Source organism: Mucilaginibacter sabulilitoris (genome assembly GCF_034262375.1).
GTDB lineage: Bacteria > Bacteroidota > Bacteroidia > Sphingobacteriales > Sphingobacteriaceae > Mucilaginibacter > Mucilaginibacter sabulilitoris.
Genome location: NZ_CP139558.1, coordinates 5,184,704 through 5,210,355, shown reverse-complemented (window position 1 = coordinate 5,210,355; position 25,652 = coordinate 5,184,704). Strand labels below are relative to the sequence as shown.

General features: G+C 42.2%; 18 protein-coding genes and 1 pseudogene. 14 read left to right on the top strand and 5 right to left on the bottom strand.

The genetic code is table 11. From position 1 onward, the window contains the following. The first annotated feature begins 612 nt into the window (after nt 1-612). The 11 genes from SNE25_RS22415 to SNE25_RS22365 all read left to right on the top strand — a co-directional run bounded on the left by SNE25_RS22415 (nt 613) and on the right by SNE25_RS22365 (nt 16,116). The gene (locus SNE25_RS22415) at nt 613-753 is read left to right on the top strand and encodes a hypothetical protein (protein ID WP_321561244.1); all 141 of its coding nucleotides are present in this window, start codon (nt 613-615) and stop codon (nt 751-753) included. Between the two features lie 31 nt (nt 754-784). Then, nucleotides 785-4,087, top strand: a complete 3,303-nt coding sequence (locus SNE25_RS22410; RefSeq protein WP_321561243.1) for a SusC/RagA family TonB-linked outer membrane protein — start codon at nt 785-787, stop codon at nt 4,085-4,087. A 20-nt stretch (nt 4,088-4,107) separates the two neighbouring features. Further along, nucleotides 4,108-5,883: a RagB/SusD family nutrient uptake outer membrane protein gene (locus tag SNE25_RS22405; RefSeq protein WP_321561242.1), complete on the top strand. Its 1,776-nt coding sequence runs from the start codon at nt 4,108-4,110 to the stop codon at nt 5,881-5,883. 55 nt (nt 5,884-5,938) lie between these two features. Further along, nucleotides 5,939-6,061 (top strand): hypothetical protein, encoded by a 123-nt coding sequence (locus SNE25_RS22400; protein WP_321561241.1) that lies wholly within the window; start codon nt 5,939-5,941, stop codon nt 6,059-6,061. A gap of 56 nt (nt 6,062-6,117) precedes the next feature. Then, on the top strand, nt 6,118-6,261 hold the full coding sequence (locus SNE25_RS22395; RefSeq protein WP_321561240.1) for a hypothetical protein: 144 nt from the start codon (nt 6,118-6,120) through the stop codon (nt 6,259-6,261). Between the two features lie 404 nt (nt 6,262-6,665). After that, nucleotides 6,666-8,225, top strand: a complete 1,560-nt coding sequence (locus tag SNE25_RS22390; protein ID WP_321561239.1) for an FG-GAP repeat domain-containing protein — start codon at nt 6,666-6,668, stop codon at nt 8,223-8,225. A 123-nt stretch (nt 8,226-8,348) separates the two neighbouring features. Next, nucleotides 8,349-8,897 carry a hypothetical protein gene (locus tag SNE25_RS22385; protein ID WP_321561238.1) on the top strand — a complete coding sequence of 183 codons (549 nt, stop codon included), beginning with the start codon at nt 8,349-8,351 and terminating at the stop codon, nt 8,895-8,897. Nucleotides 8,898-9,468: 571 nt separating this feature from the next. Next, a complete protein-coding gene (locus SNE25_RS22380) occupies nt 9,469-11,979 on the top strand; it encodes a glycoside hydrolase family 9 protein (RefSeq protein WP_321561237.1) in 2,511 nt (836 codons plus the stop codon). Nucleotides 11,980-12,221: 242 nt separating this feature from the next. Beyond that, nucleotides 12,222-12,767, top strand: coding sequence for a GNAT family N-acetyltransferase (locus SNE25_RS22375; RefSeq protein WP_321561236.1), 546 nt, complete (start codon nt 12,222-12,224; stop codon nt 12,765-12,767). A 27-nt stretch (nt 12,768-12,794) separates the two neighbouring features. Beyond that, the gene (locus tag SNE25_RS22370; RefSeq protein ID WP_321561235.1) at nt 12,795-13,934 is read left to right on the top strand and encodes a M20 family metallo-hydrolase; all 1,140 of its coding nucleotides are present in this window, start codon (nt 12,795-12,797) and stop codon (nt 13,932-13,934) included. A gap of 124 nt (nt 13,935-14,058) precedes the next feature. Further along, a complete protein-coding gene (locus tag SNE25_RS22365) occupies nt 14,059-16,116 on the top strand; it encodes an alpha/beta hydrolase domain-containing protein (RefSeq protein WP_321561234.1) in 2,058 nt (685 codons plus the stop codon). Nucleotides 16,117-16,123: 7 nt separating this feature from the next. Here the strand turns inward: SNE25_RS22365 and SNE25_RS22360 are convergent, their stop codons facing one another. Both SNE25_RS22360 and SNE25_RS22355 read right to left on the bottom strand, forming a co-directional pair. Next, nucleotides 16,124-17,146 (bottom strand): LLM class flavin-dependent oxidoreductase, encoded by a 1,023-nt coding sequence (locus SNE25_RS22360; protein WP_321561233.1) that lies wholly within the window; start codon nt 17,144-17,146, stop codon nt 16,124-16,126. A 179-nt stretch (nt 17,147-17,325) separates the two neighbouring features. Beyond that, nucleotides 17,326-18,792, bottom strand: coding sequence for a ligand-binding sensor domain-containing protein (locus SNE25_RS22355; RefSeq protein ID WP_321561232.1), 1,467 nt, complete (start codon nt 18,790-18,792; stop codon nt 17,326-17,328). Nucleotides 18,793-19,003: 211 nt separating this feature from the next. On the opposite strand from SNE25_RS22355, the gene SNE25_RS22350 reads away from it, so the two are divergent. Beyond that, nucleotides 19,004-19,393, top strand: coding sequence for a DoxX family membrane protein (locus SNE25_RS22350; RefSeq protein WP_321561231.1), 390 nt, complete (start codon nt 19,004-19,006; stop codon nt 19,391-19,393). A 28-nt stretch (nt 19,394-19,421) separates the two neighbouring features. Here the strand turns inward: SNE25_RS22350 and SNE25_RS22345 are convergent, their stop codons facing one another. Next, nucleotides 19,422-19,886: a hypothetical protein gene (locus SNE25_RS22345; RefSeq protein WP_321561230.1), complete on the bottom strand. Its 465-nt coding sequence runs from the start codon at nt 19,884-19,886 to the stop codon at nt 19,422-19,424. Nucleotides 19,887-20,062: 176 nt separating this feature from the next. On the opposite strand from SNE25_RS22345, the gene SNE25_RS22340 reads away from it, so the two are divergent. Next, on the top strand, nt 20,063-20,911 hold the full coding sequence (locus SNE25_RS22340; RefSeq protein WP_321561229.1) for a hypothetical protein: 849 nt from the start codon (nt 20,063-20,065) through the stop codon (nt 20,909-20,911). A 26-nt stretch (nt 20,912-20,937) separates the two neighbouring features. Here SNE25_RS22340 and xrtY read toward each other — a convergent pair. Both xrtY and SNE25_RS22330 read right to left on the bottom strand, forming a co-directional pair. Beyond that, nucleotides 20,938-21,915: pseudogene (gene xrtY, locus SNE25_RS22335) on the bottom strand (exosortase Y); the annotation flags it as partial. Next, entirely contained in the window at nt 21,818-22,306 is a 489-nt protein-coding gene (locus SNE25_RS22330) for a polysaccharide biosynthesis/export family protein (protein ID WP_407666946.1), read from the bottom strand. The pseudogene xrtY and the gene SNE25_RS22330, both read right to left, overlap by 98 nt. A gap of 313 nt (nt 22,307-22,619) precedes the next feature. On the opposite strand from SNE25_RS22330, the gene SNE25_RS22325 reads away from it, so the two are divergent. Next, nucleotides 22,620-25,634 (top strand): glycosyl hydrolase, encoded by a 3,015-nt coding sequence (locus SNE25_RS22325; protein ID WP_321561226.1) that lies wholly within the window; start codon nt 22,620-22,622, stop codon nt 25,632-25,634. Nucleotides 25,635-25,652: the final 18 nt, after the last annotated feature.

Below are 25,652 nucleotides of genomic sequence, written 5' to 3'. Positions count from 1 at the left end.
GGCGGCTACCTTTGTTTATGTGATTTTAACCTTAATTGGGTAGCTTTTTATTGAAAAGTTACTTTACAAATATTTAAAATATATTAACAATTTGCGGTGTATTTATTAATATATGGTTAATCTTTTTAAAAGAATTAATTGTTTTTCATATATGAAATAATTAATTCGCAATTCTTTAAACTTGCTTGTGTAAGTAGTACACTATATCTATTTTAGTCTCAAACCAATATCATTTATACGCAACGGATAAATGATTTTCTACCTAATACGATTATAAATAAATGTTGAAACTAAACAGTAATAAACTTTTAGAATCTTAGCTTATATATTAAATAATAGCCTTTTTCGCTATGTATTTATTTAACCGGATTACAGCCGCATGGCTTTATCTCACAATCAATCCGGCAGTTTATACAGCGATTACGGGCTTTGCAAAATACGTAAGCTAATATATTATTCCGGGTTTTGCCGCAAGGCTTATCTCACAACTCAAACCCGTGAATATATTTATTATTAATAAACCGTTATTGCCTACACAATAGCTGGTATTACGCTTTCTTTTTTGACTATTATTGGGTTATTGACCTACACAATAAACCATATAAAGTTGTTATGGCATTGCTTTTAAAGCAATATGCCGGCAATGCCTCTACCATTGCTTTCGGTCAAAAAATGCAAAAACCGGGTTGCGGTGTCTCTACCACTGCTTTAAGCCAAATAATTGAATTTCAGTTTATTGAACAAAGTTCTTAACCCAATATATTAACTAAATAAATTAAAAATCATGCTTAAAAGTTTACTTCTAAAGGGAAGGTATCTTGGTATGCTGTTATGCTTCCTGGTATCTTCATTGGTGGTTACTGCACAAACAAAGTACAAAGGCAAAATTACCGGGAGCGATGACAAGCAACCTGTAATTGGCGCGTCTGTACGAGTTAAAGGAACCTCCACCGGTACTGTTACAGATGTTAATGGTACTTTCACACTTGCCCTGAAACCAGGTGATGTAATAACTGTTTCCTATATCGGCTATCAAACAACCGATATCACCGTAGGTTCGGATGCGAATCTCAACATTACCTTAAAAGCGGGTAATAATTCATTAAACGAAGTTGTTGTTACAGGTTACGGCTCACAACGAAAAAAAGATTTGGTTGGCGCCGTGGCAGTGGTAAGTGTTGCCGCGTTAAACAGGCAGCCTACAGGTTCGGTTGAAAACCAGTTACAAGGCCAGGCGGCAGGTGTTACCGTTGTGGCATCTGGTCAACCAGGTGAGGCGCCTGCGGTAAAAATACGTGGTGCCAATACCTTTGGTAACAACCAACCACTGTACATAGTTGATGGTGTGCCTACCACTAACGTAAATGATTTTAACCCTAATGATATTGAAAGCATGCAGGTTTTAAAAGATGCGAGTTCCGCTTCCATTTACGGTGCGCGCGCCTCAAACGGAGTAATCATTATCACTACCAAAAAGGGTAAAGGCAAAACAAATATATCCTATGATGCCTACTATGGTACCCAGCAGCCTAAGGGTGGTAACGTTTATGACCTGCTGAACCCTACTGAAATGATGAGCCTCAGAACACTGGCTATTCAGAATACGGCGAAGTTGAAAAACATCCCTGTTGACCTGAGCAGCAATCTGTATGGCCCTAACGGCAACGTGCTACCTGACTATATTAATGCAGGTAAGTCTGGCCCATTTGGTATTAAAGATGGCGACCCCGCTGTTGACCCTGCAAAATACAGTGTTAATCCATTTTATACCTCGGGAGATCCATCAGGCTTTTATCGTATAACTAAAGCTAATAAAGCAGGTACTGACTGGTATCATGAAATTTTTAGCTCAGCGCCTATCCAAAGCCATAACCTTAATATCAATGGGTCTACGGATAAAGCAAGTTACCTGTTCTCTATGAACTACTTTAACCAGCAGGGTACTTTGCTCAATACTTATCTTAAGCGGTATACTGTCAGGGCTAACACCAGCTATAATCTCACTGATCATATCCGTGTAGGAGAAAACATTTCTTACGCCGTATCTGAAAATCCACAGATCAACCAAAACGACGAAGGTTCATCAATTGGTATGGCATTCCGCGAACAGCCTATCATACCGGTATATGATATTAAAGGAAACTACGCCGGTTCAAATACCGCTAACTTAGGTAATGCCCGCAACCCGGTGGCTATTGCCGACCGTACTGCAAACAACTACGGTATTACCAACCGCTTATTCGGTAATGTATTTGCAGAGGTCGACTTCCTGAAATATTTTACCATCCGTACCCAGTTTGGTGGTGAGTATTATTCAAACTACAACCACTCGTTCACTTATCCGGAGTATGAGAACTCTGAGAACAATACCACCAATTCATACGCTGAAAATTCATACAACGGTTATAGCTACACCTGGACTAACACCTTAACTTATCACCAGGCTATTGGTAAACATGATATCAAATTATTGGTAGGTAATGAGGTAGTTAAAAATCGCTACCAAGCTCTGGGAGCAACCAACACTGGTTATTTTATATTTGATCCTAACTATACTACTATAACAAGTGGTACCGGTACGCCAACTGCTTACAGCTTTTTGCAGAGAGACAGGCTGTATTCTCCACTTATTGCACGTTTAGATTATACATTTAATGATAAGTATTTGTTAAATGCTACCATTCGTCGTGACGGATCGACCCGCTTTTTAAATGATGTGTATGGCTGGTTCCCGGCTGTAAGCGCCGGCTGGCGTGTATCTCAGGAAGACTTCCTGAAAGGTGTTAGCTGGATAAACGATTTAAAGATCCGTGCTGGTTATGGTGTAATGGGTAATCAGAATAACGTTGACCCACCAAACGCCTTTACTACTTATGCAGGCAACAGAACCAATTCTTATTATGATATTGCCGGTACCTCAAGTTCTACTGTTGCGGGCTTTGCTCAAAACAGGATAGGTAACCCAGACGCCAAATGGGAATCAGATAAAAACTTTAACGTTGGTTTCGATGGAACATTCTTTAACCAGAAATTAGAGATCTCTGCCGATTATTATAAAAAGAGCATTACCGACTTGTTGTACAATCCAAACTTACCCGGTACACAGGGTACAGCCCGTGCACCTTACTCCAACGTAGGCGCGATGGATAACACCGGTGTGGACGTAGCCATCACTACACATCAAAATTTGTCATCTGACTTAAAGATGAATGCAACTTTAACCTTTACTACCTATCATAACGTTATTAAAAAAGTAACGCTTGGTCAGCCCTATTTTGATCAAAACAGTGGTCGCTTTAACGGTAGCTTTATCGTAAGGAACGAAGTAGGTGGTCCGGTAGGTGGTTTCTTTGGTTATCAGACAGCCGGTTTCTGGAACTCACAGGCTGATATCGACGCTGCTAATCAAAAAGCCGGTGGTACTTACCAGGCTGATGCTGCCGTAGGCCGTTTCAAATATGCTGACGTTAACGGCGATGGCAAAATTGATGCTAATGACCGTACTTTATTGGGTAACCCCAATCCTAAATTTACCGGAGGTTTAAACCTTGACTTTTCATACAAACGCTTTGACCTGAACATGTTCTGGTATGGATCATATGGTAACAAGATCTGGAATGACGTTAAATGGTGGACTGATTTTTATACCAATTTCCTGGGTGCAAAAAGCAAAACCGCCCTGTATGATTCATGGACTCCAACACACATGAATGCTAAAGCCCCAATACAGGAGATCGATGGTTCATTCAGTACCAGCACTGTACCTAATTCGTACTATGTTGAGAATGGTTCTTATCTTCGTTTACGCAACGTTCAGTTAGGCTATACCTTTGATCCTCAAATACTAAAAAGCATAGGTATCCAGAAATTAAGGGTTTATTTGTCTGGTGCCAACCTGATTACCATTACCAAATACAGCGGTGTTGATCCGGAAATTGTGGGTGGTGGTTCAGGCAACCAGGCTGTTGATACTAATGCAGGTGTTATCAATACCCAGGCCACCAACAGCAGTACTAACTTTGGAGTAGACCGTGGTAACTATTCGCCTGTACGTACTTACTTATTGGGTTTACAGGTTAAGTTTTAATTATTTAAGATTAGAAAAAGATGAAAAATATTCAACGCTTATCGGTTTACGCTTTATTGGCAGCCGGTATCATACAAACTTCATGTAAAAAGTCATATTTACAGCAGCCTGTGCTGGGTGCTTTGCCATCTGCAGCAATTAATACAGCCGCCGGTGTGGATGGATTACTGATTGGCGCTTACTCGGCATTGGATGGTCAGCAGGGTACTAACACGGCATTTGGCGGTGGCGGCCCGTGGGAAGCTGCCGCTGATAACTGGGTTTATGGTGCTGTAGCTGGGGGGGATGCCCATAAAGGGAGCTCTGGTACCGACCAACCAGCTATTAACTCTATTGCGCGTTTTACAGTTGATGCCAGCAACGGCTTTTTGAACAGTAAATGGCGGGCTGATTATGAAGGTATAACCCGTTGTAATAACGTGATTAAGGCATCTGCTGCAGCTACAGACATGACCGATGCCGCCAAAACACAGGCGGTTGCGCAAGCCCGATTTTTACGGGGACATTATTTTTTCGATCTGAAAAAGATGTTTAATAATGTGCCTTATATTGATGAAACCACAACCAACTTTGTGCAGCCTAATACCGCTGATATATGGCCAAAAATTGAAGCTGATTTTAAGTTTGCATACGATAATTTACCGGAAACGCAGGCGCAGGTTGGTCGGGTAAACAAATGGGCTGCAGCTTCTTACTTGGCTAAGAGCTATTTGTATGAAAAGAAATATACTGATGCTGACGCCTTGTTTACTACTGTTATAACATCAGGTAAAAATTCTGCCGGCGTGGCTTATGACCTAACCGCCAATTATTTTGATAATTTTAGCGCTGCTACTAAAAACAATAAGGAAACCGTGTTTGCCGTACAACAAGCAGCCAATGACGGTACCAATACCACCAGCGAAGCCAATAATGGCGATATGCTGAATTACCCATATAACAGCCCCTTCGGTTGCTGCGGTTTTTTCCAGCCAACGCTTGATTTAGCCAATTCTTTCCGTACCGATGACAATGGTTTGCCTTTCCTTGATGCTTATAACTCACATCCGGTTGTTAACGATCAAGGAATTGCATCTGCCGCTCCGTTCACACTGGATGCCGGTAACCTCGACCCTCGTCTTGATTGGACTGTTGGTCGCCGGGGTATCCCGTTCCTTGACTGGGGTAATCATCCAGGTCAGGATTGGATTCGCGAACAAAGTTCCGCTGGTCCGTACTCAGCTAAAAAGAACGTTTACTTCCAGGCTACCAAAGGCACCTATGGCGATAGCCATTCTTGGGCGCCGGGTACTGCTAACCAGATCAACATCATTCGTTTTGCCGATGTACTGTTAATGGCTGCCGAAGTTAAAGCTCAATTGGGTACCGGCGACTTAGGTGAGGCTTACGTTAATCGTGTACGTGCAAGGGCGGCCAATCCGGCTGGTTTTGTGTATACTTACAAAAACGCGGCCAACCCAATGGGTGGATATACCACAACACCGGCAGCAAAGTATGTGATCAGCCAGTATCCTGCCGGTTATTTTTCAAGCAAAGCCCTCGCTTTGAAATCTATTTATTTCGAGCGTAAACTGGAGTTGGCTATGGAAGGCCACCGTTTCTTCGATATTGCTCGCTGGGGTATAGCACAACAAGCACTGGCTACTTACTTTAGTTTCGACGGTAAGGTAATAACCGATGTGAGTGGCGCAAGCTTTACACCAAATAAAAATGAATACTATCCAATTCCTCAAGCTCAGATTGATCTGGAGTCGGACGGAAAGTCTTCAGCATTAAAGCAAAATCCAGGTTATTGAGTGTCGCGAGCAAATCAGAGGTTCGCAGAACCACTGATTGCGAGCTGTATAAAAGATGAGGGACGGCCCCTCGGTATCGGCTTACAGGAGCGGGTACCAAACCGCCGCTAAGCTGCTTTGGTTAAGTGCCTTGGTAGTGAGCGTTAGCGGAAAAGGCATCATTAAAGGTGTCAGGTAAGTGTTAAGAAGGTGAACGCAAGTGAACCACTGATGAGGCATCGAAAGGATTAGACGATGTCAAAACCGGGTAACAGTAGCGACCCAGGGACAAGCAAGGCGGGAACCTGTTTACAGGCTTTGCGGCATCCGGTGTATAAGTGGCACGAGCTTAACACAGGCTTTTGTATGGAACGCGAGAACCTGTCGCCATCATGTTAAGGGAAAACCTCAAGTCGGTGCACCGGCAAGAGGGAAAGTACCGATGGATGGCACGGGGGCGGAACATCCCGTATTAGTAATGAAGTTCCTGTAATGGGAATGGAGCGAAGGGGATGTATTAACAGGCTTTCTATATCCGGCGCAAAACTGAGCGATCAGGAGGTAGCAAAGGATGAAAGCAAAACACGCGGAGTCAAGGACAGACCCCGGTGTATTAGTTAATAAGAGCCGTGTGATGGGAGACTATCAAGCACGGTTCTATGAGGGACTTGGGGTGAAATTCCCCAGGTCTACTCGACAAGAAATTACCTTTATCACATTTTTTTATAAAAGAGCCGGTACCGCCGGCTCTTTTTATTATAGTCAAAAACATATATTTAAAGCCATCAATATCTACCATCAAAATGTTATTTAGTAAACAGCGCGCAATCATTACGGTTATTATTTTATCGGTAATTGGTATTTGTTCAATAGCCTTAAGTTGTAATAATGATAAGCCGGCTGCTGTTGCTACATCTGATGGAAAGGCTCTTGCCGAGAAATATTGCAAAAGTTGTCATGAATATCCTTCACCTTCCATGCTTAACCAGGAAACCTGGCTGAAGCACGTATTACCCGCGATGGCACCACGTTTAGGGGTAAAGGTTTACGCGGATGACCAGTACGTGAACGATCCGTTTTCAAAATCGGCAATACCTTATGAAGATTGGTTGAAAATAGTTAACTATTATAAAGCCTCTGCGCCCAAAGCGCTAAAGCCGGCCCATGTTCCGGTTGCTCCCGTTAAAGACTGGGGCGTTTTTACATTATTAAAGCCCATTCATGATAAAGTGGCTGAGGCTACAACTACTATGGTTGCGTTTGATACCATAGGGCATCACATTTATACAAGTGATCGTTTAAATAGCAGTGTTTTCAAATGGTCTGACGGCTTAAAGTTGCAAACAACGCACAAATACAGCTCGCCCGCTGTTGATGTTCAGTTCAGTAAAGATGCCGGGGAGAAGGAGCAAGGGGCTTTCACCTTTATTGGTTCAATGGATGCTATTGATATACTAAACGGTTACGTTATGGATATCGGGCTTGATGAATCTGCGAAAAAACAAAAAAAAATTATAGCTGATAAGCTGCCACGACCTGTACAATCCCTAACAATTGATGTTGACAAAGATGGGCTTGCTGACAGGATAATATGCGGGTTTGGCCACAATGCCGGTGGCTTGTACTGGTATAAACAATTACCCGATAGAAAATTTGAAAAGCATGTGATCTGTACGATACCTGGAGCGGAGCATGCTATAACCGGTGACTTTAACCATGACGGCTGGCCGGATGTGATTTGTTTATTTGCGCAGGCCGATGAGGGGATATGGATGTTTTTGAATGACCATAAAGGTGGTTTTACCGCAACTAATTTATTGAGATTTCCACCAGTTTATGGCTCCAGCAGCTTTCAGCTGGTTGATTTCAACGGTGACGGAAAACCTGATATACTTTATACCTGCGGGGATAATAGTGATTATTCAAAAATTTTAAAACCCTATCATGGTGTTTATATCTACCTGAACCAGGGCGATTTTAAATATAAGCAGGCTTATTTTTACCCGGTTAATGGTGCAACCAAAGCTATAGCAGCCGATTTTAATGGCGATGGCCAGCTTGACATTGCTTTAATTGCTTTTTTTCCTGATCTGAAAAACAACCCGGCCGAAGGGTTTACTTATTTTGAACAGGACAAATCCATGCATTTTATACCGTATAATTTACCAATTGAAAAAGCGGGCCGTTGGATTTGTATGGATGTAGCAGATTACAATTCTGATGGTAAACCCGATATTTTATTAGGCAATTACGCTCAGGGTTTTATGAATGAAGATGATGTAAAACCTGACTGGAATATGGATACTCCCTTTATACTGCTTAAAAACGCCGGTGGCAGACATAGTTCAAATAAAATGAAATAATATGAAGATTTGTCAATCTTACAGGTATAAATATTGGGAAATTTTCATTAAAATAATCAATAAATTATTGGACAAATAGCCGATTTGTTTTATATTTACGTTATAAATCAAAAATAATACCTGTTGAAGAAAATTGCCGCCATACTACTCTTAAGTATCCATCTCTACAGTTTGGGCGGTAGTCTTATTTTACACCAGTACTTATCTTACCGCACCAATAAGCTCTTTGATGAACAGGCTGCAAAAGGTTTATATAACACTAAAGATTTAGAGGAAGTTGAGGTGCCTGTTAATTTGCCTGGAATTAAAAACTGGGATAGGTACGAAAATATCAGCGGGCAGATCCGTTTCGGTGAAAACGCTTATAATTACGTTCAGATGCGGGTAACACAGCATACTTTGTTCCTCAAGTGTATTCCAAATTATAAGTCCACCCGGCTAAATGCTCAAAACATAATCCATGCTCAGCCATCTGAAAAAGTACCTGTTCCGCAAAAAGAGCATGTACCTTTTATCAATATGGTGCATATGCACATATTGGCTGCAACCTTCATAAATCCGGTTTTTGAAGCTCCTGTAACTAAGATTATTCCTCATAATACAACCTATTTTCAGCCCGAAACCGATTGTCATATCATGATGCCTAAGCAGCCTCCACGGCTTGTTTCTTAAGAAAGGTTTACTGTATTTTTATATATGTATATACATAGATACTATGAAAGTAGTTTTTTGTGTACTATAAATGTAAATTAAATTTGCGGTATCTATAAAATCCTTTCCTGCTCAAAAACATAATTGGTTTTATACCAATAGCTGTTTTATAAGATTTTTATCATATAATTAAAATTGGTTTACCGCTAATTACTGCGTATTGTATTATTTATGTTATGAAATTAATATAACATATATTAAAATACGATTTTCTGTAAAAAGCTTGTTACTGATATGCTTAAATTTCATTAAATCGAGTGATAAATAAGATGATTTTATGAAATTGCCAAGATCTTAGATTGTAGAGATCTGAGTTTAGTTGATCGATGTTTGTAGGAACATTGAATGCGCTCCGGGGTGAGATACGGAGCGCTTTTTTTATGCAATAAAGTGTAGTGTCACTTCACGTTTTCTTACCCTGTTCTCGGGCTTATTCAAAAGGCTGGAACAGATTTGAATTGATTTTTTCATTGAATTATTATTATTCAGCAAACTAAAATCTATATTACGTTAAAACAAATTTGATATAGGCATGATGCGTGGCTTTAGTATTGGTAAAATAGCATGCAGCTGTATGTTGGTTTTCATTACAGTTGCTTTTAAAAATAAGGAGCAACCTGAAGCATGGATCAGGGTTAATCAGTTAGGGTATCAGCTATCCGGAATTAAAGTTGGGGTATGGGTGGGTAAAAAAGGCTTGCCTGCGCCTATATTTGAGCTAATAGATACTAAAACGGCTGCAGTTGTTTTTACCGGAAGCACAGGTAGCACCTACGGTGCTTATGGCCCTTTCACCCAATCTTGTCGTCTTGATTTTACAAAATTTAATCGCCCTGGAATTTACTATATCAAATGCGGCGACATCGCATCGCCCGAATTTCGGCTGGCTGATAATATTTACGCTGGTACGGCCGACTTTTGTCTGCGTTATATGCGGCAGCAACGAAGCGGCTTTAATCCTTTTTTGAAAGACTCCTGTCATACTAAAGATGGGTTTACCGTATATGGCCCCATGTCCGATGGAACACATATTGACGTGTCCGGGGGCTGGCACGATGCCTCTGATTATTTGCAATATGTAACCACTTCGGCTAATGCTACCTATCATTTGCTTGCGGCTTATCGTGATTTCCCTGGTGTATTTACTGATAAGTATGAGGCAAACGGCCTTGAGGGTAACAATGGAGTAGCTGATGTGCTCGATGAAGCAAAATGGGGGTTGGATTGGTTGCTCAAAATGAACCCTAAAAAGGATTGGATGTTTAACCAATTGGCAGATGACCGTGACCATGCGGGCATGCGTTTGCCCAATAAAGATTCGGTTGATTATGGAATGGGAAAGGGGAACGGCCGTGCGGTGTACTTTGCCAGCAATAAGCCTCAGGGCTTAGGTTTATATAAAAACAGATCGACAGGGCTTGCTTCTACCGCTGGTAAATTCGCGAGCGCCTTTGCATTGGCTGCTGTTGTGTATGATAAAAATAATCAGGCGCGGGCCGCCATGTTTAGGGATAAGTCGCTTTCTGCCTATAGCCTTGGGCTTGCAAAACCGGGTGTATGCCAAACCGCGCCAAACCGCGCTCCTTATTTTTATGAAGAAGACAACTGGACCGACGATATGGAACTGGCATCGGCCCAATTGTACAGATTAACAGGCCGGAAACAATACATCAAACAATCCCTTCAATATGCCACAAAAGAAAAAGTTACGCCATGGATGGGGAAGGACACCGCCCGACATTACCAGTGGTATCCGTTTCATAATTTCGGACATTATGAGCTGGCCCTCGAAACTGATAAGAAAACAAAGGCTGCACTCATAAGTTATTATAAAACAGGGATAGACAGGGTTTGGGCCAAAGCACAGCATAATGCGTTTTATCGCGGCATTCCTTTTATCTGGTGCTCAAATAATTTAACTACGTCTTTTGCCATACAATGCGCCCTGTACCGCAAATTAAGTGGCGACCGCACTTATGAACCGCTTGAACAAGCCTGTATTGATTGGTTGTTTGGCTGCAACCCCTGGGGTAAGTGTATGGTGTATGGATTGCCTGCAAATGGCGATACACCAAAAGACCCGCATTCCTCGCTTGCGTTTTTAAATCACTATCCGCTGGATGGGGCGCTGGTTGACGGCCCTGTGTACGGCAGTATATTCAAGAGTTTGCGCGGACTTACCTTAAGTAAGCCCGACGCATATGCAGATTTTCAATCAGATCTGATGGTTTATCATGATGATAAAGGCGACTATAGTACCAATGAGCCTACTATGGACGGCACGGCATCGTTGGTTTATTTACTCGCGGGCAAAGCTTATGAGGAAAGTGGCGGTAAAAAGGTTACAAAATATATGGGCGCTGTTATCCGCGGCGACACTACCACCAAAAAAATAGCCCTGGTTTTCACTGGCGATGAATTTGGAGATGGCGCTCAGCTTATTGTCCGTACATTAAAGCAACAGCATGTTCATGGTTCATTTTTTTTAACCGGAAATTTTTATCGAAATGAAAACTATAAAAAGCAGATCAGCCAACTTAAACTTGATGGTAATTATCTGGGTGTTCATTCTGATAAACACCTGCTGTATTGCGACTGGAGTAACAGGGATAGTTTGCTGATTACCAGGCAACAGTTTGAACAGGACCTGAAGCAGGCTTACCGTGAATTGAAGAAGTTTAACGTTGATAAAAAGCAAGCCTGTTATTTTTTACCTCCCTATGAATGGTATAACGATACGATAGCATCCTGGACAGACAGGTTAAACCTGCAGCTGGTTAATTTTACGCCTGGTACAAGATCAAATGCCGATTATACTTTCCCGGAGATGGGCAGCAGGTATGTGGATAATAATACGGTTATGAAATCGATCCTTGATTATGAACAAAATAAAAAAAATGGGTTGAACGGCTTTATTTTGTTAACACATATAGGTACCGATCCTAAAAGAAAGGAAAAGTTCTATACCCAGCTTCCTTACCTTATAACGGAATTAAAAAGCAGGGGCTACCGGTTTTTAAAAATAGATGAGTTGCTCAGGTAGTATATTTTGCCCTTGTAGTTTACCTGATAATAATGATGATTTTGATAAATCCCTATCAAATTAATAGGGTTAAACCGAGTGGAATCTTCAATTTCACGAGCTGTAGGTTACTGTAAAATATTGATGGATAATTTGTTATGATGATGGTTTTTTTATGGTTATGATCTGGCTTTGGTTTTGTGATGCCGCAGGTACGGTTAAAGCACAAAAACAGGTTTCAGCCGGAAACAAACTAAAAAGAAATGGAAGATGAACGAATTATTGTAAGGTCAGCCATTCCGTCAGATGTGGTCTATGCCGACCAGATCATCAGAGAAATGGAAAGCTCCGCATTAGCAAGAGGCTCAGGAATATCAAAAAGATCAGCATCCTGCATAATAGAAAAAATTAATACCGGTAAAGCGATAGTTGCCGTAACCGAAAAGGGTGAATGGGCCGGTTTCTCCTACATAGAAACCTGGGACAATGAAACATTTGTCTCCAACTGTGGCCTTATTGTATCTCCAAAACACCGTAGCCAGGGTGTCGCCTCCCAAATTAAAGCGCAAATATTTGAATTATCCAGAACCAGGTATCCGTTGGCCAGCGTATTTAGCATTACCTCTGGCCTGGCTATCATGAAAATGAACACCAAGCTGGGTTTTGAACCAGTTACTTACGCCGAAATAACCCAGCAGCAAAGTTTTTGGGATGGCTGTAAAAGTTGTGTGAATTATAACATACTGCAAAGTAAAAATAGGCGTAACTGCCTATGTACAGCTATGTTATTTAACCCCTCAAAAAATTAACCTTTTCTAACATTTAATAATAAAAACATGTCTTTTCAAGTAATTAATGAACCACTTACAGAAGAGCCTCCTACATCTACCCTGGCAGATGATGCCCTTTTGCTTTTAAAACAACTTATAGCCACTCCATCGCTAAGTGGAAGCGAAGATCGAACCGCCGATCTTATTCAGGTATTTCTGGAAAACCGCGGTATTAAGACCCGACGCCTGCATCATAATGTATGGTCATACAACCAATATTTTAGTAACGACAAACCAACAATTCTGTTAAATTCACACCATGACACGGTAAAACCCAATGGTGGCTATTCGCGCGATCCATATTGTCCCGAAATTATTGATGGTAAATTATACGGTTTAGGCAGTAATGATGCCGGCGGTTGCCTGGTATCTTTACTCTCGGCGTTTATATACTTTTATAATATTCCTGATCTGGCTTATAATTTATGTTTCGCGGCCACAGCCGAAGAAGAAAATTCAGGAGATAACGGATTAAAAGTCATCCTTCCGGAAATTGGCCGGATTGATTTTGCCATCGTCGGCGAGCCCACACAAATGAACATGGCTATTGCCGAAATGGGGTGCATGGTATTGGATTGCACTACTTTTGGCAAGGCGGGCCATGCAGCCAGAAATGAGGGTACCAATGCCTTGTACAAAGCCCTGCCCGATATTACCTGGTTTTCTGATTTTATGTTCCCTAAACAATCAGGCTTTATGGGGCCGGTTAAAATGACGGTTACCGAAATTAATGCCGGCATTCAGCACAATATAGTGCCTCATGAATGCCACTTCACCGTTGATGTTCGTTTAAGCGATTGCTATTCGGCAGAGGAGGTACTGACTATTATTAAAGATCATACCAGCTGCGAAGTTGTTCCGCGGCAGGGAATACTTCATCCATCGTGTTTGGAGCGCATGCATCCCGTAGTGCGTACGGGTGTTGCCCTGGGATTGAAGACCTATGTTTCTCCCACCAGTTCAGATCAGGGATGGTTAAATGTACCCTCCTTAAAAATGGGCCCTGGTGATTCAGCGCGGTCGCACATGGCCGATGAGTATATTATGGTTACTGAGATATCCGAAGGGATAAATATTTACATTCATCTTTTAAGAAGCATGTTGTATTGTTTAATCCACAATCCGGAGATAGGCCGCAGGTTTTAACAACGCCTGTATTTTATATTTCATGATCGGTAGAATGCAAATAAATCTTATTGATAAGTAACAGCTCTGCTACGAAGGTCTTTTTTGATAAATCATCTATAAATTAGGCTACAATTTGCTATTTATGAAAATTGATCAATCAAGGAATTTTGCCGTAAAAAAACGATGCACGTTTGTTTTGTCATTATTAGCCGGACTGTTTTTGATGCAGCAGGCGAGGGGCAGTATCGTAAAAATTGAGATCAACAGTATTGAACCTGCCTATGGTGGTAAAATATTTGGATCAGTTGGCGCTTACGAAAAGTTAACTGGCAAAGCTTATGGTGAGGTTGATCCGCGCTTACCTCAAAATGCGCTTATTACCGATATACGGCTCGCCCCGCGAAATGCCCGTGGTATGGTGGAGTACGCCATGGATATTTACATACTAAAGCCGGTTGACCTGAAGCGGGGTAACCACAAACTATTTACCGAATTGCCAAACCGGGGCGGTAAGTTATTTGGCGGGCTCAACAATAGTAGCGGCGGCAATGATCCGCAAACGGCAGAGCAAGCCGGCGACGCGTTTTTATTGAATATGGGTTATACCATTGCCTGGTGCGGCTGGGATATTTCGGCAACGGCAGGCAATCATAATATGACCATTACTGTTCCGGTGGCAAGAAATAAAGATGGTTCGGCGATAACCGGGCCATCTTATGAGTATATCTCATTTGATAATGACAACATTACCAGTTATAAACTGGCTTATACTGCCGCTTCGTTGGCAAAGGATAAGGCGGTATTAACTGTTCGGGATTTACTTAATGATAAGCCAAGGGGCATACCTTCATCGGGTTGGGAATATGCCGATGAACGGTCAATACGCTTATTGCCGGCAGGGACCTCGTTTAAGCAAAGCGCCATTTACGAATTTATTTATCCGGCCAAAGATCCGTTGGTTGCCGGTTTGGGGCTGGCTGCAATGAGAGACTTTGTTTCGTTTTTGCGATATGCCAAAACAGATGGTGCGGGTCATGAAAATCCGCTGGCGGGAAATGTGCGATATACTTACAGTTTTGCCATATCACAACCTGCCCGGTACATGAACGATTTTCAGACACTGGGTTTTAACCAGGATGAACAGGGCAGAAGGGTGTTTGACGGAATAGAAAACTGGCTTGGCGGAGGGAGTGGTGTAGGGATAAATTACCGTTTTGCCCAGCCTGGCCGTACAGAACGAAACCGGATAAACCATTTATATCCCGAAGGTATTTTCCCTTTTGCTTACCCAGTGTTGCATGATAAACTGAGCGGGAAAACAGGGGGACGTATAGCAAGATATACCGGTAAATTAAATCAACCCAAAGTAATGGAGATTAACTCGGCCAATGAATATTGGGTTAAGGCGGCTTCGTTGCTGCATACCGATTTGATGGGTAATGACCTGTCCGATCCTGATAATGTCCGTTTCTATTTACTGTCGGGCATGCAGCATGGCAGCGGCAACGGAGAAAGTACAGGCGTATGCCAGCAGTTGCAAAACCCAACCAGGGCCGAACCTGTTTTAAGAGCCCTATTTATAGCGCTTGATGATTGGGTTACCCAAGGTATTAAGCCACCGGAAAGCCAGGTGCCGCGTAAAGCCAATGGAACAGCGGCCCTTGCGGTGGTGAACCCCGGCTCATTAACAGGAACAGTACCGCGCCAGGTGTTAAATTGGCCCACTATACCCGGCGTTACCTACAATGGCATCGTCACTACCCGATATTATTATGATTACGGTCCCGATTTTACTAAAGGCGTCATCAGCAAATATCCGGAGCAGCCGGTACACCGGTCTGCCTATCAAAGTTTTGTATCAAAAGTAGATGTTGATGGTAACGAGATAGCCGGTATCCGTTTACCTCCGGTTGCCGCGCCGGTAGCCACCTTAACCGGATGGGCCTTGCGAAGGGAAGGTTTTGGACTTAACGACGGGGGAGAAGCGGCAGGGCAGCTTATTCCGTTTAAAAATACCAAAGCGGAAAGGCTTGCCGCTGGAGATCCTCGTTTATCGCTTGAGGAGCGTTATGGCACGCATGCACAATATGTTGCAGCAGTAACCAGGGCCGTAAATGAACTGGCCGCCCGGCGATTGCTATTACCGGCAGATGCACAGCAATATATTAAAGAAGCTCAGGACAGTGATATACTCAGGTAATAAAAAGTTAACGCAGTTGCGGAATAACGCGCTCCCCGATAAGACCGATTGATTTTAATATTTTTTCCTGCGGAAGCGCGGCATTGTCCATCTGAAAGGTTACCCTCGAAACACCGCCCAGGGCTTCACTGTGGCGGAGTATTTTTTCGGCTACTTCATCTGGGCTGCCCACTATCAATGCTCCGGTTGGCCCGGTTTGCGCGTCGTATTGCGCGCGGGTTACCGGAGCCCAGCCGCGTTCCCTGCCTATTTTGGTAAATACCTCAGCGTATCCGGGAAAAAAATCGTTGGTTGCCTCCTGGCTGGTACTACCTACATAGCCAAGCGAATGCAGGCCCACCTTTAAACGATCTTCCGGGTGCCCGGCCTTTGCACCGGCTTCTTTGTAAAGATCAATAAGCGGCCTGAAACGGTGTGTTTCGCCGCCGATAATGGCAACCATTAACGGAAGCCCTAAAACGCCGGCGCGGATAAATGACTGCGGAGTACCGCCCACACCTAACCATATAGGCAGCGAAGACTGAACCGGCCGCGGATAAATGGATTGGTTATGAAGCGGCGCGCGGTACTTTCCAGACCAGGTTATGGTTTCGTTATCCCTGATCTTTATCAGCATGTCCAGCTTTTCCGCAAACAGCGGATCATAATCTTCCAGCTTATAGCCGAAAAGGGGATAGGCTTCTACAAAAGAACCACGCCCGGCCACAATTTCGGCCCGGCCATTGGAAATAAGATCTAACGTGGCAAAGTTTTGAAATACACGTACAGGATCGGCCGCACTAAGCACGGTTACCGCACTGGTTAAGCGGATATGTTTGGTACGTGCCGCCGCCGCCGCGAGTATCATGGCAGGCGCCGAATCCAGGAATTCTTTACGGTGATGTTCGCCAATGCCAAATACATCAAGCCCGGCCTGGTCTGCCTGTTCAATTCTTTCCAGCAACTGAGCCATTACGTTAACATTACGGGCGGCTTTGTCCGGAGTATCATTAAACATTGCCGCAGCAAAACTGTCAATTCCTATTTCCATTTTTATGATAAGTTAATAATAGATGTTTAAACAAATATCTACAACTTTAATCAAAATAGCTACTTAAAAATACGCATATGCCTCTTTTTGAACGGTTGCTGACAATTGTGCTTCATACAAAAAACAAAAGCGCTCAAATTACGAAACCTGAACGCTTTTGTTTTTTGTAAAATGTTAACTTATATCTTTTTCATCATAAGCAGGCCATTGGCAGTGGTTACATAAATAACCCCTTTTGAATCCTGTACCAATTGATAAATGGTGTGCCCGGGCACATTAGAATTGTTGTTATGGTAATTTTCCCAGCCATCTTTCAAATCAAACCTTACAAGGCCTGACTCTTCAGTGGCTACCCACAAAATATGCTCATACTTGTCATACAAGATGTCGTTAACACGGTTTGAGGGCATACCGGAGTTTTGGTCATTATAATGAAGCCATGTACCGTCGGCCCGCAGTACTGCTATGCCTTCTTTTTCATTATTGCCCTGAACCTGGTTGCAATCCCTCAGCGAGAAATAAATATTGCCCTTCTCATCTTCTGTTGCCCCTGAAATGTACATGCCTTTCAAAGGGGTATTGGATTTGCTATAGGTAGTTGGAACGTTATGATCCATCATCATAGTACCTTTTGATGTGCCTATCCAGAAACGTTTTTTGCTGTCTTCAAAGGCATAAAGAACGTTGCTTGAAGGTAACTGGGGTATGAGTTTTTTATTGAGTAAGATAACCTTGTCTTTTCTTAAAGCCAGCAGTCCGTCTTTGGTGGTAAACAGGAGATCACCACGGCGGCTATTTAAGATGTGGGTAACACCGGCCGATAAAAACTTTTTAAAATCATATATCTGCCAACCGGCATCGGTGTACTTGAACATTTTATGATTTACGTACACCCACTTATTGTTGTCTTTATCTACAGTGATGTCGCCCACGGCAGTTTCGGAGTTAAACGGCGAATTGTATTCATTAACCGGATTAAAGGTTTGCCCATCAAACCGGGTCAATCCACGTGCTGTACCGTACCATAAAATATCAGATTTATCAATTACAGCAGCCTGGCTAATGTTATCTGGCAGGGGCGAGTTGTACTTAGTCCATGTTTTAAATTCGTAATTTTTTAACGATGGGTTAGTATAAACAGTTCTGTTGTTATAAACGCCGGGATCGCCAGCAGGCTTTAACTCGGACAGGTCCATTCTTTGCATCGCGGCCGATACCTTGCCATTGATAAAACGGAAAACAACATTAACGGAAGCGAAAACTGGTTTGCCGTTTACCTTCGCCGGCCGCCATATATTACCATTGAGGTACCTGATGAGTTCCCATGTTAGCGGGCCTGTGTTTATATCGGTATGGCTAAGTACACAGCTGAAACCTGACGGCTCAACCAAAACCTGAAAAGTTATGGAACCATTGGCATCCTTTAAAATATATTTCCGGTTTATCTGGTCGCTTATATAATCAAGCGTAAACTGGTCGCAAGTTGCCTTCGGGTCGCCGCAGTCCATGCAGAAGTCGGTAGTATTGCATATATCTATTTTTGAAAGAAAAAGATTTTGCGCAGAAAGTGCCGATGGTAAAAAGATAACAAACAGGCAGATAAGCGATAGCTTATAAATTTTGATTTGGGATAACAATGCTAACATTCCGTTATAAATTAAAGAAAGCAAATTCAAACCACCAAATGAATGTTAGTTAAATAATGTTAATTAGCATTATTTAATTTAAAACGCACGGCATTAAACCTGCAGAACCGCACAAAACGGTTTGAGTTACAACTTAATACCATAGCGTTATTTGAAAATGCCAATCTAATTCATAAGTTTATTGAAATTCATATTAAACGATCATACCCTTATGAAAATTACGGTATTAATTTCCCGCATATTACTTGGCTTTATTTATCTTGTATTTGGCCTTGATTACTTTTTTCGTTTTATACCGTACCAACCTTTGCACACGGGTGCAACAGGCGCTTTCATAGCCGGACTTAAAGGCATCGGTTATTTTTACCCGATGATAAAAACCATACAGATTGTAGGAGGCATATCGTTAATGATAAACCGTTATGCACCGTTTTCGGCGGTTGTACTGTTTCCCATCAGTTTAAACGTGTTGTTGTTTCACACCATTTTAGTACCATCGGGCTGGTTAATGGGGGTTACACTGATAGTACCTAATCTGCTTTTAGGATATGGTTACCGCAAATATTACAGCGGTATGTTTACAGCAAAAGCGGTAGTATAAATATCGGGCTTAAAACTTTCTATCGATATTAAAACGGACGGAAATTGGGCCGGCTGATCAATGGCGAAAATGACCAGGGGATTGAAGATAAAATGATCAGTAACCCAACGGTGAACCAGATAGCCATGGTTTTAAATTTATCGCTGTCGTTTGTAATACGTTTTGCCTTTGCCGAACCGATTGAAAGAACAACAATAGCAATCAGCATCATGGTAACATGCTCCATGCCAAAAAAGCGAACCTGTCGCTCATGAACCGCCAGATTAAAATGATTTAAAAAATAGCGCACTATTGGGCTAACGACATATAAACCCAGGCCAGCCAGTAATTGAATATGCGCGATTGTTGTTGTTATTACCCGTACCTGGTCGTTTACAGAGGTGTACTTTTTACCGAGCAGCCATCCCCGCCAGGCCAGGCAAATGGCTAATAATAAACTAAGCAGTACTAACCAGCGGATTAAAGAGTGTAGGGCTAATAATATTGAGTACATATATGGTATTATAATCATATAGACGAATAAGCCGCCGAAACATTTTATGCTATGATTTTATTTTTGTAAATATATTGCGAGATTGGGATACCAGTGTTTTGCATGTTTGTAATTAAAGCCATTTGTGATACAATAAAAAACGCTAATTTTAGCATAATTATTAGCAAACCATGTTTATGAAAAGATATATTTTACTGGCCCTTTTATTTATTTCCATTTCGGGATATGCCCAAAATACAATCAATAATTACAAGTACATCATAGTGCCCGAAAAGTTCAATATCCTAAAACAAAATGATCAGTATAATTTAAACAGCCTTACTAAAGCGCTATTAACGGATAAAGGATTTACTGTTTACTATGATAATGCAGACCTGCCCACAGAAATTGCAAACAATAAATGCAGCGCGCTTACTGCCGATTTATTAGAAAAAAACAGCATGTTTACTACCAATCTTACACTTGTATTAAAAGATTGCCAAAATAACGTGGTTTTTAAAAGCAAAGAAGGCAAGAGCCGGGAAAAGGAGTATAGGGTATCCTATAATCTCGCATTAAGGGATGCCTTTACATCGATGGATGAAACCAAGTATGTGTACAATGGTGCTACGCACGAACAGGGAGGACAGCCGGCAGTTACTACAACGGCGGTAGCTTCGCCACCAGCTGTAAAAACAGCAGCGGCAGAAACAGCGGTAGCCTCCCCGGAAGTTAGTGCGACACCACCTGCTGGAGTTTCACCAGTCGTTACTCCGCCGGTAAAATCTGCTGCGGAAGAAACTGTAGTAAGTCAGCCATCAGCACCGGTAGGAACCTTATATGCACAGGCGATAGCCAATGGCTATCAATTGATTGACACCACACCAAAAATAGTTTTAACGCTCCTGAAAACCTCGGTACAGGATTATTTTATAGCCAGCAATGCGACGGCAAACGGAATAGTTTTGAAAAAGAATGACAGCTGGTTTTTTGAATACTATAAAGACGGGAAACTTACTTCAGAGAAGCTGCAGGTGAAATTTTAACGGGAAAAGTTACGGGGGGAGGGAAGTTAAGCAGAGACCGGCAGATTGGTTTCTGCTATGGTGTCTTTGCGGTGATGGTTGTGTTTGATCCAGAAGTAAAGGCTGATCATGAGAAGGATATACAGGATGATATTGAACAGCGTGTGATGATCAATTACCTTATTTGCCTTCCTGTTCCAGAATAAAGCCAGTAAAACCAGCCTTGTTACGTTTAATAGCTGTATCCCCAAAATAGCCGGAATTAAGAACATAAGTTTTTGCCTTAGCTTTTTGGGATAAGCAAATACAAAAGCTGTTACAAAGCTCATAATCGCCAGACCCAGACAATCATAAGCTAAACGAATAGCGCCTTTACCCGCCACCAACAAGTCGATATGATTGTGGATAACATCAAAACCAAGCCAGCTAATAATAAGGGCGCTGCACGATAGTAAAAGGGAACGCAAACCTTCAATATAATTCAGATGTGTGGCTAAAAAACTACTGTAGTGGTTACCCGGACTTGTAACGCCGAGAAACAAGATGTTGAAGTAGTACAATACAAGGAACAGCATTACAAACTTCAATGCGAATTTGAACGGCGAGATCTGATTGGTTGAGGCTTGTTTTTGTTTGTTTTTAAGAAGTTCGTCAATTTTTATATCAACCACAAGCCGGAACCAGAAGCCCTGTAAAAAGTGAAATATTACACTGGTACGTCCTTCAAATATTCCCAATTGAAATATCATACGATAAGAAAAGTATAACGCTGGCCTTACATATCGTGGCAGTTGCCACCACAATTGCTTAAGCCATGCTGTACGCTCATCGGGCGAGCCAAATAGGTTGGGTTTGAGCGTTTGACGCCTTATATTTTGCATACGCTCCACTTCTTCCTGGGCCACCAAATCGCTGTAGCGGTTATGTTTATTTATCCAAAAAGCGATATCGTTTTCTTTTAGGTTTTCTTCTAAGATATGGCCCTGTTTCCAGATGATGGTTGTGCCGGGCACGATAAACCTGTGGGTCTTTTAATAAACTTTTACGATAAAGAGCCTCAATTTGTTTTGCCGCTTCGGCACGGGTAAGGCCTACCACCTTTACATGACCAATAACAGGCAGGGCCACGGTGCTATCGTCTTCAACCTGATAGGTTTGGCCGGTAGTGGCATTGCCACCGGTAGTAATGTTCCCTGCAGGTGGTGCTTCGTCAACGATATACTTAACGCTTTGTAAATTTCTGATTTGCAGTATGTCTTGCGGTTTTATGCGATAAGTAAAGTTGTTTAATGGTGTTTTCTGCACAAGGCTATCTGGAGGGATTTTATTTTGTTCAAAGAGAGATTGATATTGTTTGCTGGAGCAAGAGGTCAAAACAAAAAGTGTCCCAAGAAATAAAAAAATTAAAAAACGCATATATAAGAGTAACTACCGCTAAGAGTTATAGTTGGCCTTTGATTTCAAAAAAACATTAAATTATAAGTGCTCATCCTATGTTTACAATTGTACGGTTTCAAGCCCGCTCTGGTTCAAATAGTTTGAACACAGGTTTCTAAAAATAGTAAAGGGCTGCGTATGAGAGCGTTTTTTTTACAACATATCATCCAATATGTCAAAAAGTATAAAAAAAAAGTTTACCAGGCTATAGCAGCAAAAAATCCATATCATACTTTTGATGTATAAACCACCAATCCCGATAAATTGAATTCTTTCTTAATGATATTTAATAATGCATAGAGTTTTTATATCAGTTCTTGTTTTAGGTTCTTGTTATCTGAATGCAGTTAATGCCCAGATAAGTAAGCTTAAACAAGGGTTTCTTCATCCGCCAGATTCTGCTAAACCTGGTGTTTACTGGTATTTTATGGATGGAAATATGTCAGCCCGGTCTATATCAGAAGACCTGGAGGCCATGAAAAAAGCTGGCATCGGTAACCTCGTATTTTTGGAAGTAAACGTGGGTATTCCACGTGGGAAGGTGGAATTTTTAAGTGACGAATGGCAGGAATTATTTGCTCACGCGGTAAAAGAATCGAAACGTTTAGGCATTGAAATAACATTAGGTATCGGGCCCGGATGGACAGGTAGTGGTGGGCCATGGGTACCAATTGAGCAGTCGATGCAGCATTTAGTAAGTAGTACAGTAAACATAGCCGGGGGAGGGAAACGAGCAATCAACTTGCCTATACCGGCACCCAAACCACCATATTTTGGGGAGGGAGCGTTTACTCCTGAGCTGAAAAAGCAATGGGATGATTTTTATGAAGATGTAGCGGTACTTGCTTATCCAACGCCATCTTTGCCTTCTTCAAAAATAACAGATATTGATGAAAAGGCCCTGTATTACCGTGCGCCTTATTCTTCTGTAAAAGGAGTGAAGCAGTATCTGCCAACGGTTGCCGAATATAAAGATATGCCTAAGAACGCGGCGATTGATAAAAGTAAAATCATTGATCTTACTGATAAATTACGGGCAGATGGTACGCTGAACTGGACGGCCCCGAAAGGAAACTGGACTATCATACGTTTTGGCCGCCGAAACAATGGCGCTATAACCCGCCCGGCGCCTGTGCCAGGTTTGGGTTTTGAAGCGGATAAGTTTGATACCGTGGCCCTGAATGCCCATTTGGATAATTACGTAGGCAAATTGGTAAATAAAACTGGCAGACCAGATGTAGGAGAGGCGGGAGGTTTAAAAAGGTTACACATGGATAGTTGGGAAATGGGAGCACAGAACTGGACACCCCATTTTCGTGAAGAATTTAAAAAACGGAGAGGGTATGATCCATTGCCCTATTATCCTGTTTATGCCGGGAATGTTGTTGAAAGCGAAGAAATAAGCGAACGCTTTTTATGGGACCTGCGTCAAACCGCCCAGGAACTGGTATTGGAAAATCATGCCGGACAGGTAAAAAAATACGCGCATAAATTCGGTCTGGAGCTATCTATCGAACCCTACGATATGAACCCGACCGCCGATCTGGAGCTTGGTTCTGTGGCGGATGTACCTATGGCTGAGTTTTGGAACAAAGGGCTTGGCTTTAATTCATCATTCAGTTGTATTGAGGCTACCTCAATAGGGCATGTGAATGGCAAATCATTAGTACCAGCTGAAGCATTTACCGCGCAGGATAATGAGGGCTGGAAACAATATCCGGGTGCTATGAAAAATCAAGGTGACTGGGCTTTTGCTACCGGCATTAATCGTTTTGTATACCATACTTTTCAAAACCAGTTTCTGGCCGATTCTTTACGCCCAGGCGCAACCATGGGGCCGTATGGAGTACATTGGGACAGAAACCAAACTTGGTGGCCGATGGTTGGAGGCTACCACGATTATATATCGCGCTGCCAATATATTTTGCAGCAGGGACAGGCTGTAGCCGATATTTTATATTTATCGCCCGAAGGATCACCTCACGTGTTTCGTCCGCCATCATCTGCTATGGACGGTGATTTAGTATTGCCCGATAGGAAAGGATATAACTTTGACGGCTGCTCTCCCGGGCAGTTATACAAAGCTATAGTGAAAAATAAAAAGATAGTATTTCCGGGAGGTTCGAGTTATAGATTACTGGTGTTACCGGCTATTAAAACAATGACCCCGGCTTTACTGCAAAAAATAACCTCATTGGTGAATGACGGGGCGGTAGTAGTGGGTGCTCCACCGTTAAAATCACCTGGATTATCTGGTTATCCTTCATGCGACGAGCAGGTGCGTACAATATCCAGATCGCTTTGGGGAACCTTGCAGGAACCCTCTGAGCAAATCACGCATACTTATGGCAAAGGGAAAATCATATGGGGAGGAAGCCTTGATACACAAATTAATGATCTATATCCTGAGTATGATCTTACAGCACAAATATTAAAATCCATGAACGTTGAGCAGGATTTTACAGCCGACGGACAGCTGAGATATACACATCGCTATACCGATGATATGGATATTTATTTTGTATCAAACCGTACAGATCAGGTTGTGCAAACTGATGTTTCGTTCAGGAGCGTTAAAGGCCATGCGCAACTTTGGGATCCAATTACAGGCGAAAGCAGAGCGCTGCCAGAATGTGTGGTAAAAGGTCAGCTTACTACGTTGCCCTTAAAATTTGATGCGTATCAAAGCTATTTTGTGTGCTTTGTGAATAATGTGCTGCCTGTATCATCAACCAATAAAAATTTCTCCATAAACAAGGTAGTTAAAACACTCGCGGGTCCGTGGCTAGTTTCGTTTGATCCCAAATGGGGTGGCCCCCCAAATATAGTTTTCAATGAACTAAAAGATTGGACACAAAGAACAGAAGAAGGTATTAAATACTATTCGGGCACAGCTGTTTACCATAAAATATTTGATTTGCCACGGAATCTCAGCTCTAAAGAGAATCAGAGGCTTTACCTTGATCTTGGCGAAATAAAGAATATGGGCAGGGTAATATTGAATGGTAAAAATCTGGGTGTAACGTGGACGGCCCCTTTCAGGGTTGATATCACTAACGCAGTGCTGGAAAAGCAGAATCATCTGGAAATAGAAGTGGTGAATTTGTGGCCAAACAGGCTCATCGGTGATGAAAACTTTCCGGATGATGGTATAAACAATGGTAAATGGCCAGATTGGCTAACTAAAGGGTTACCTCGTACCAGCCACAGGTTCACATTTTCAACGTATAAGTTTTATACCAAAGATTCACCTTTACTCAAATCTGGGCTGATTGGTCCCGTTACTATACAACAAAGCGACTTTTGATATTTGTGATGGATAAAA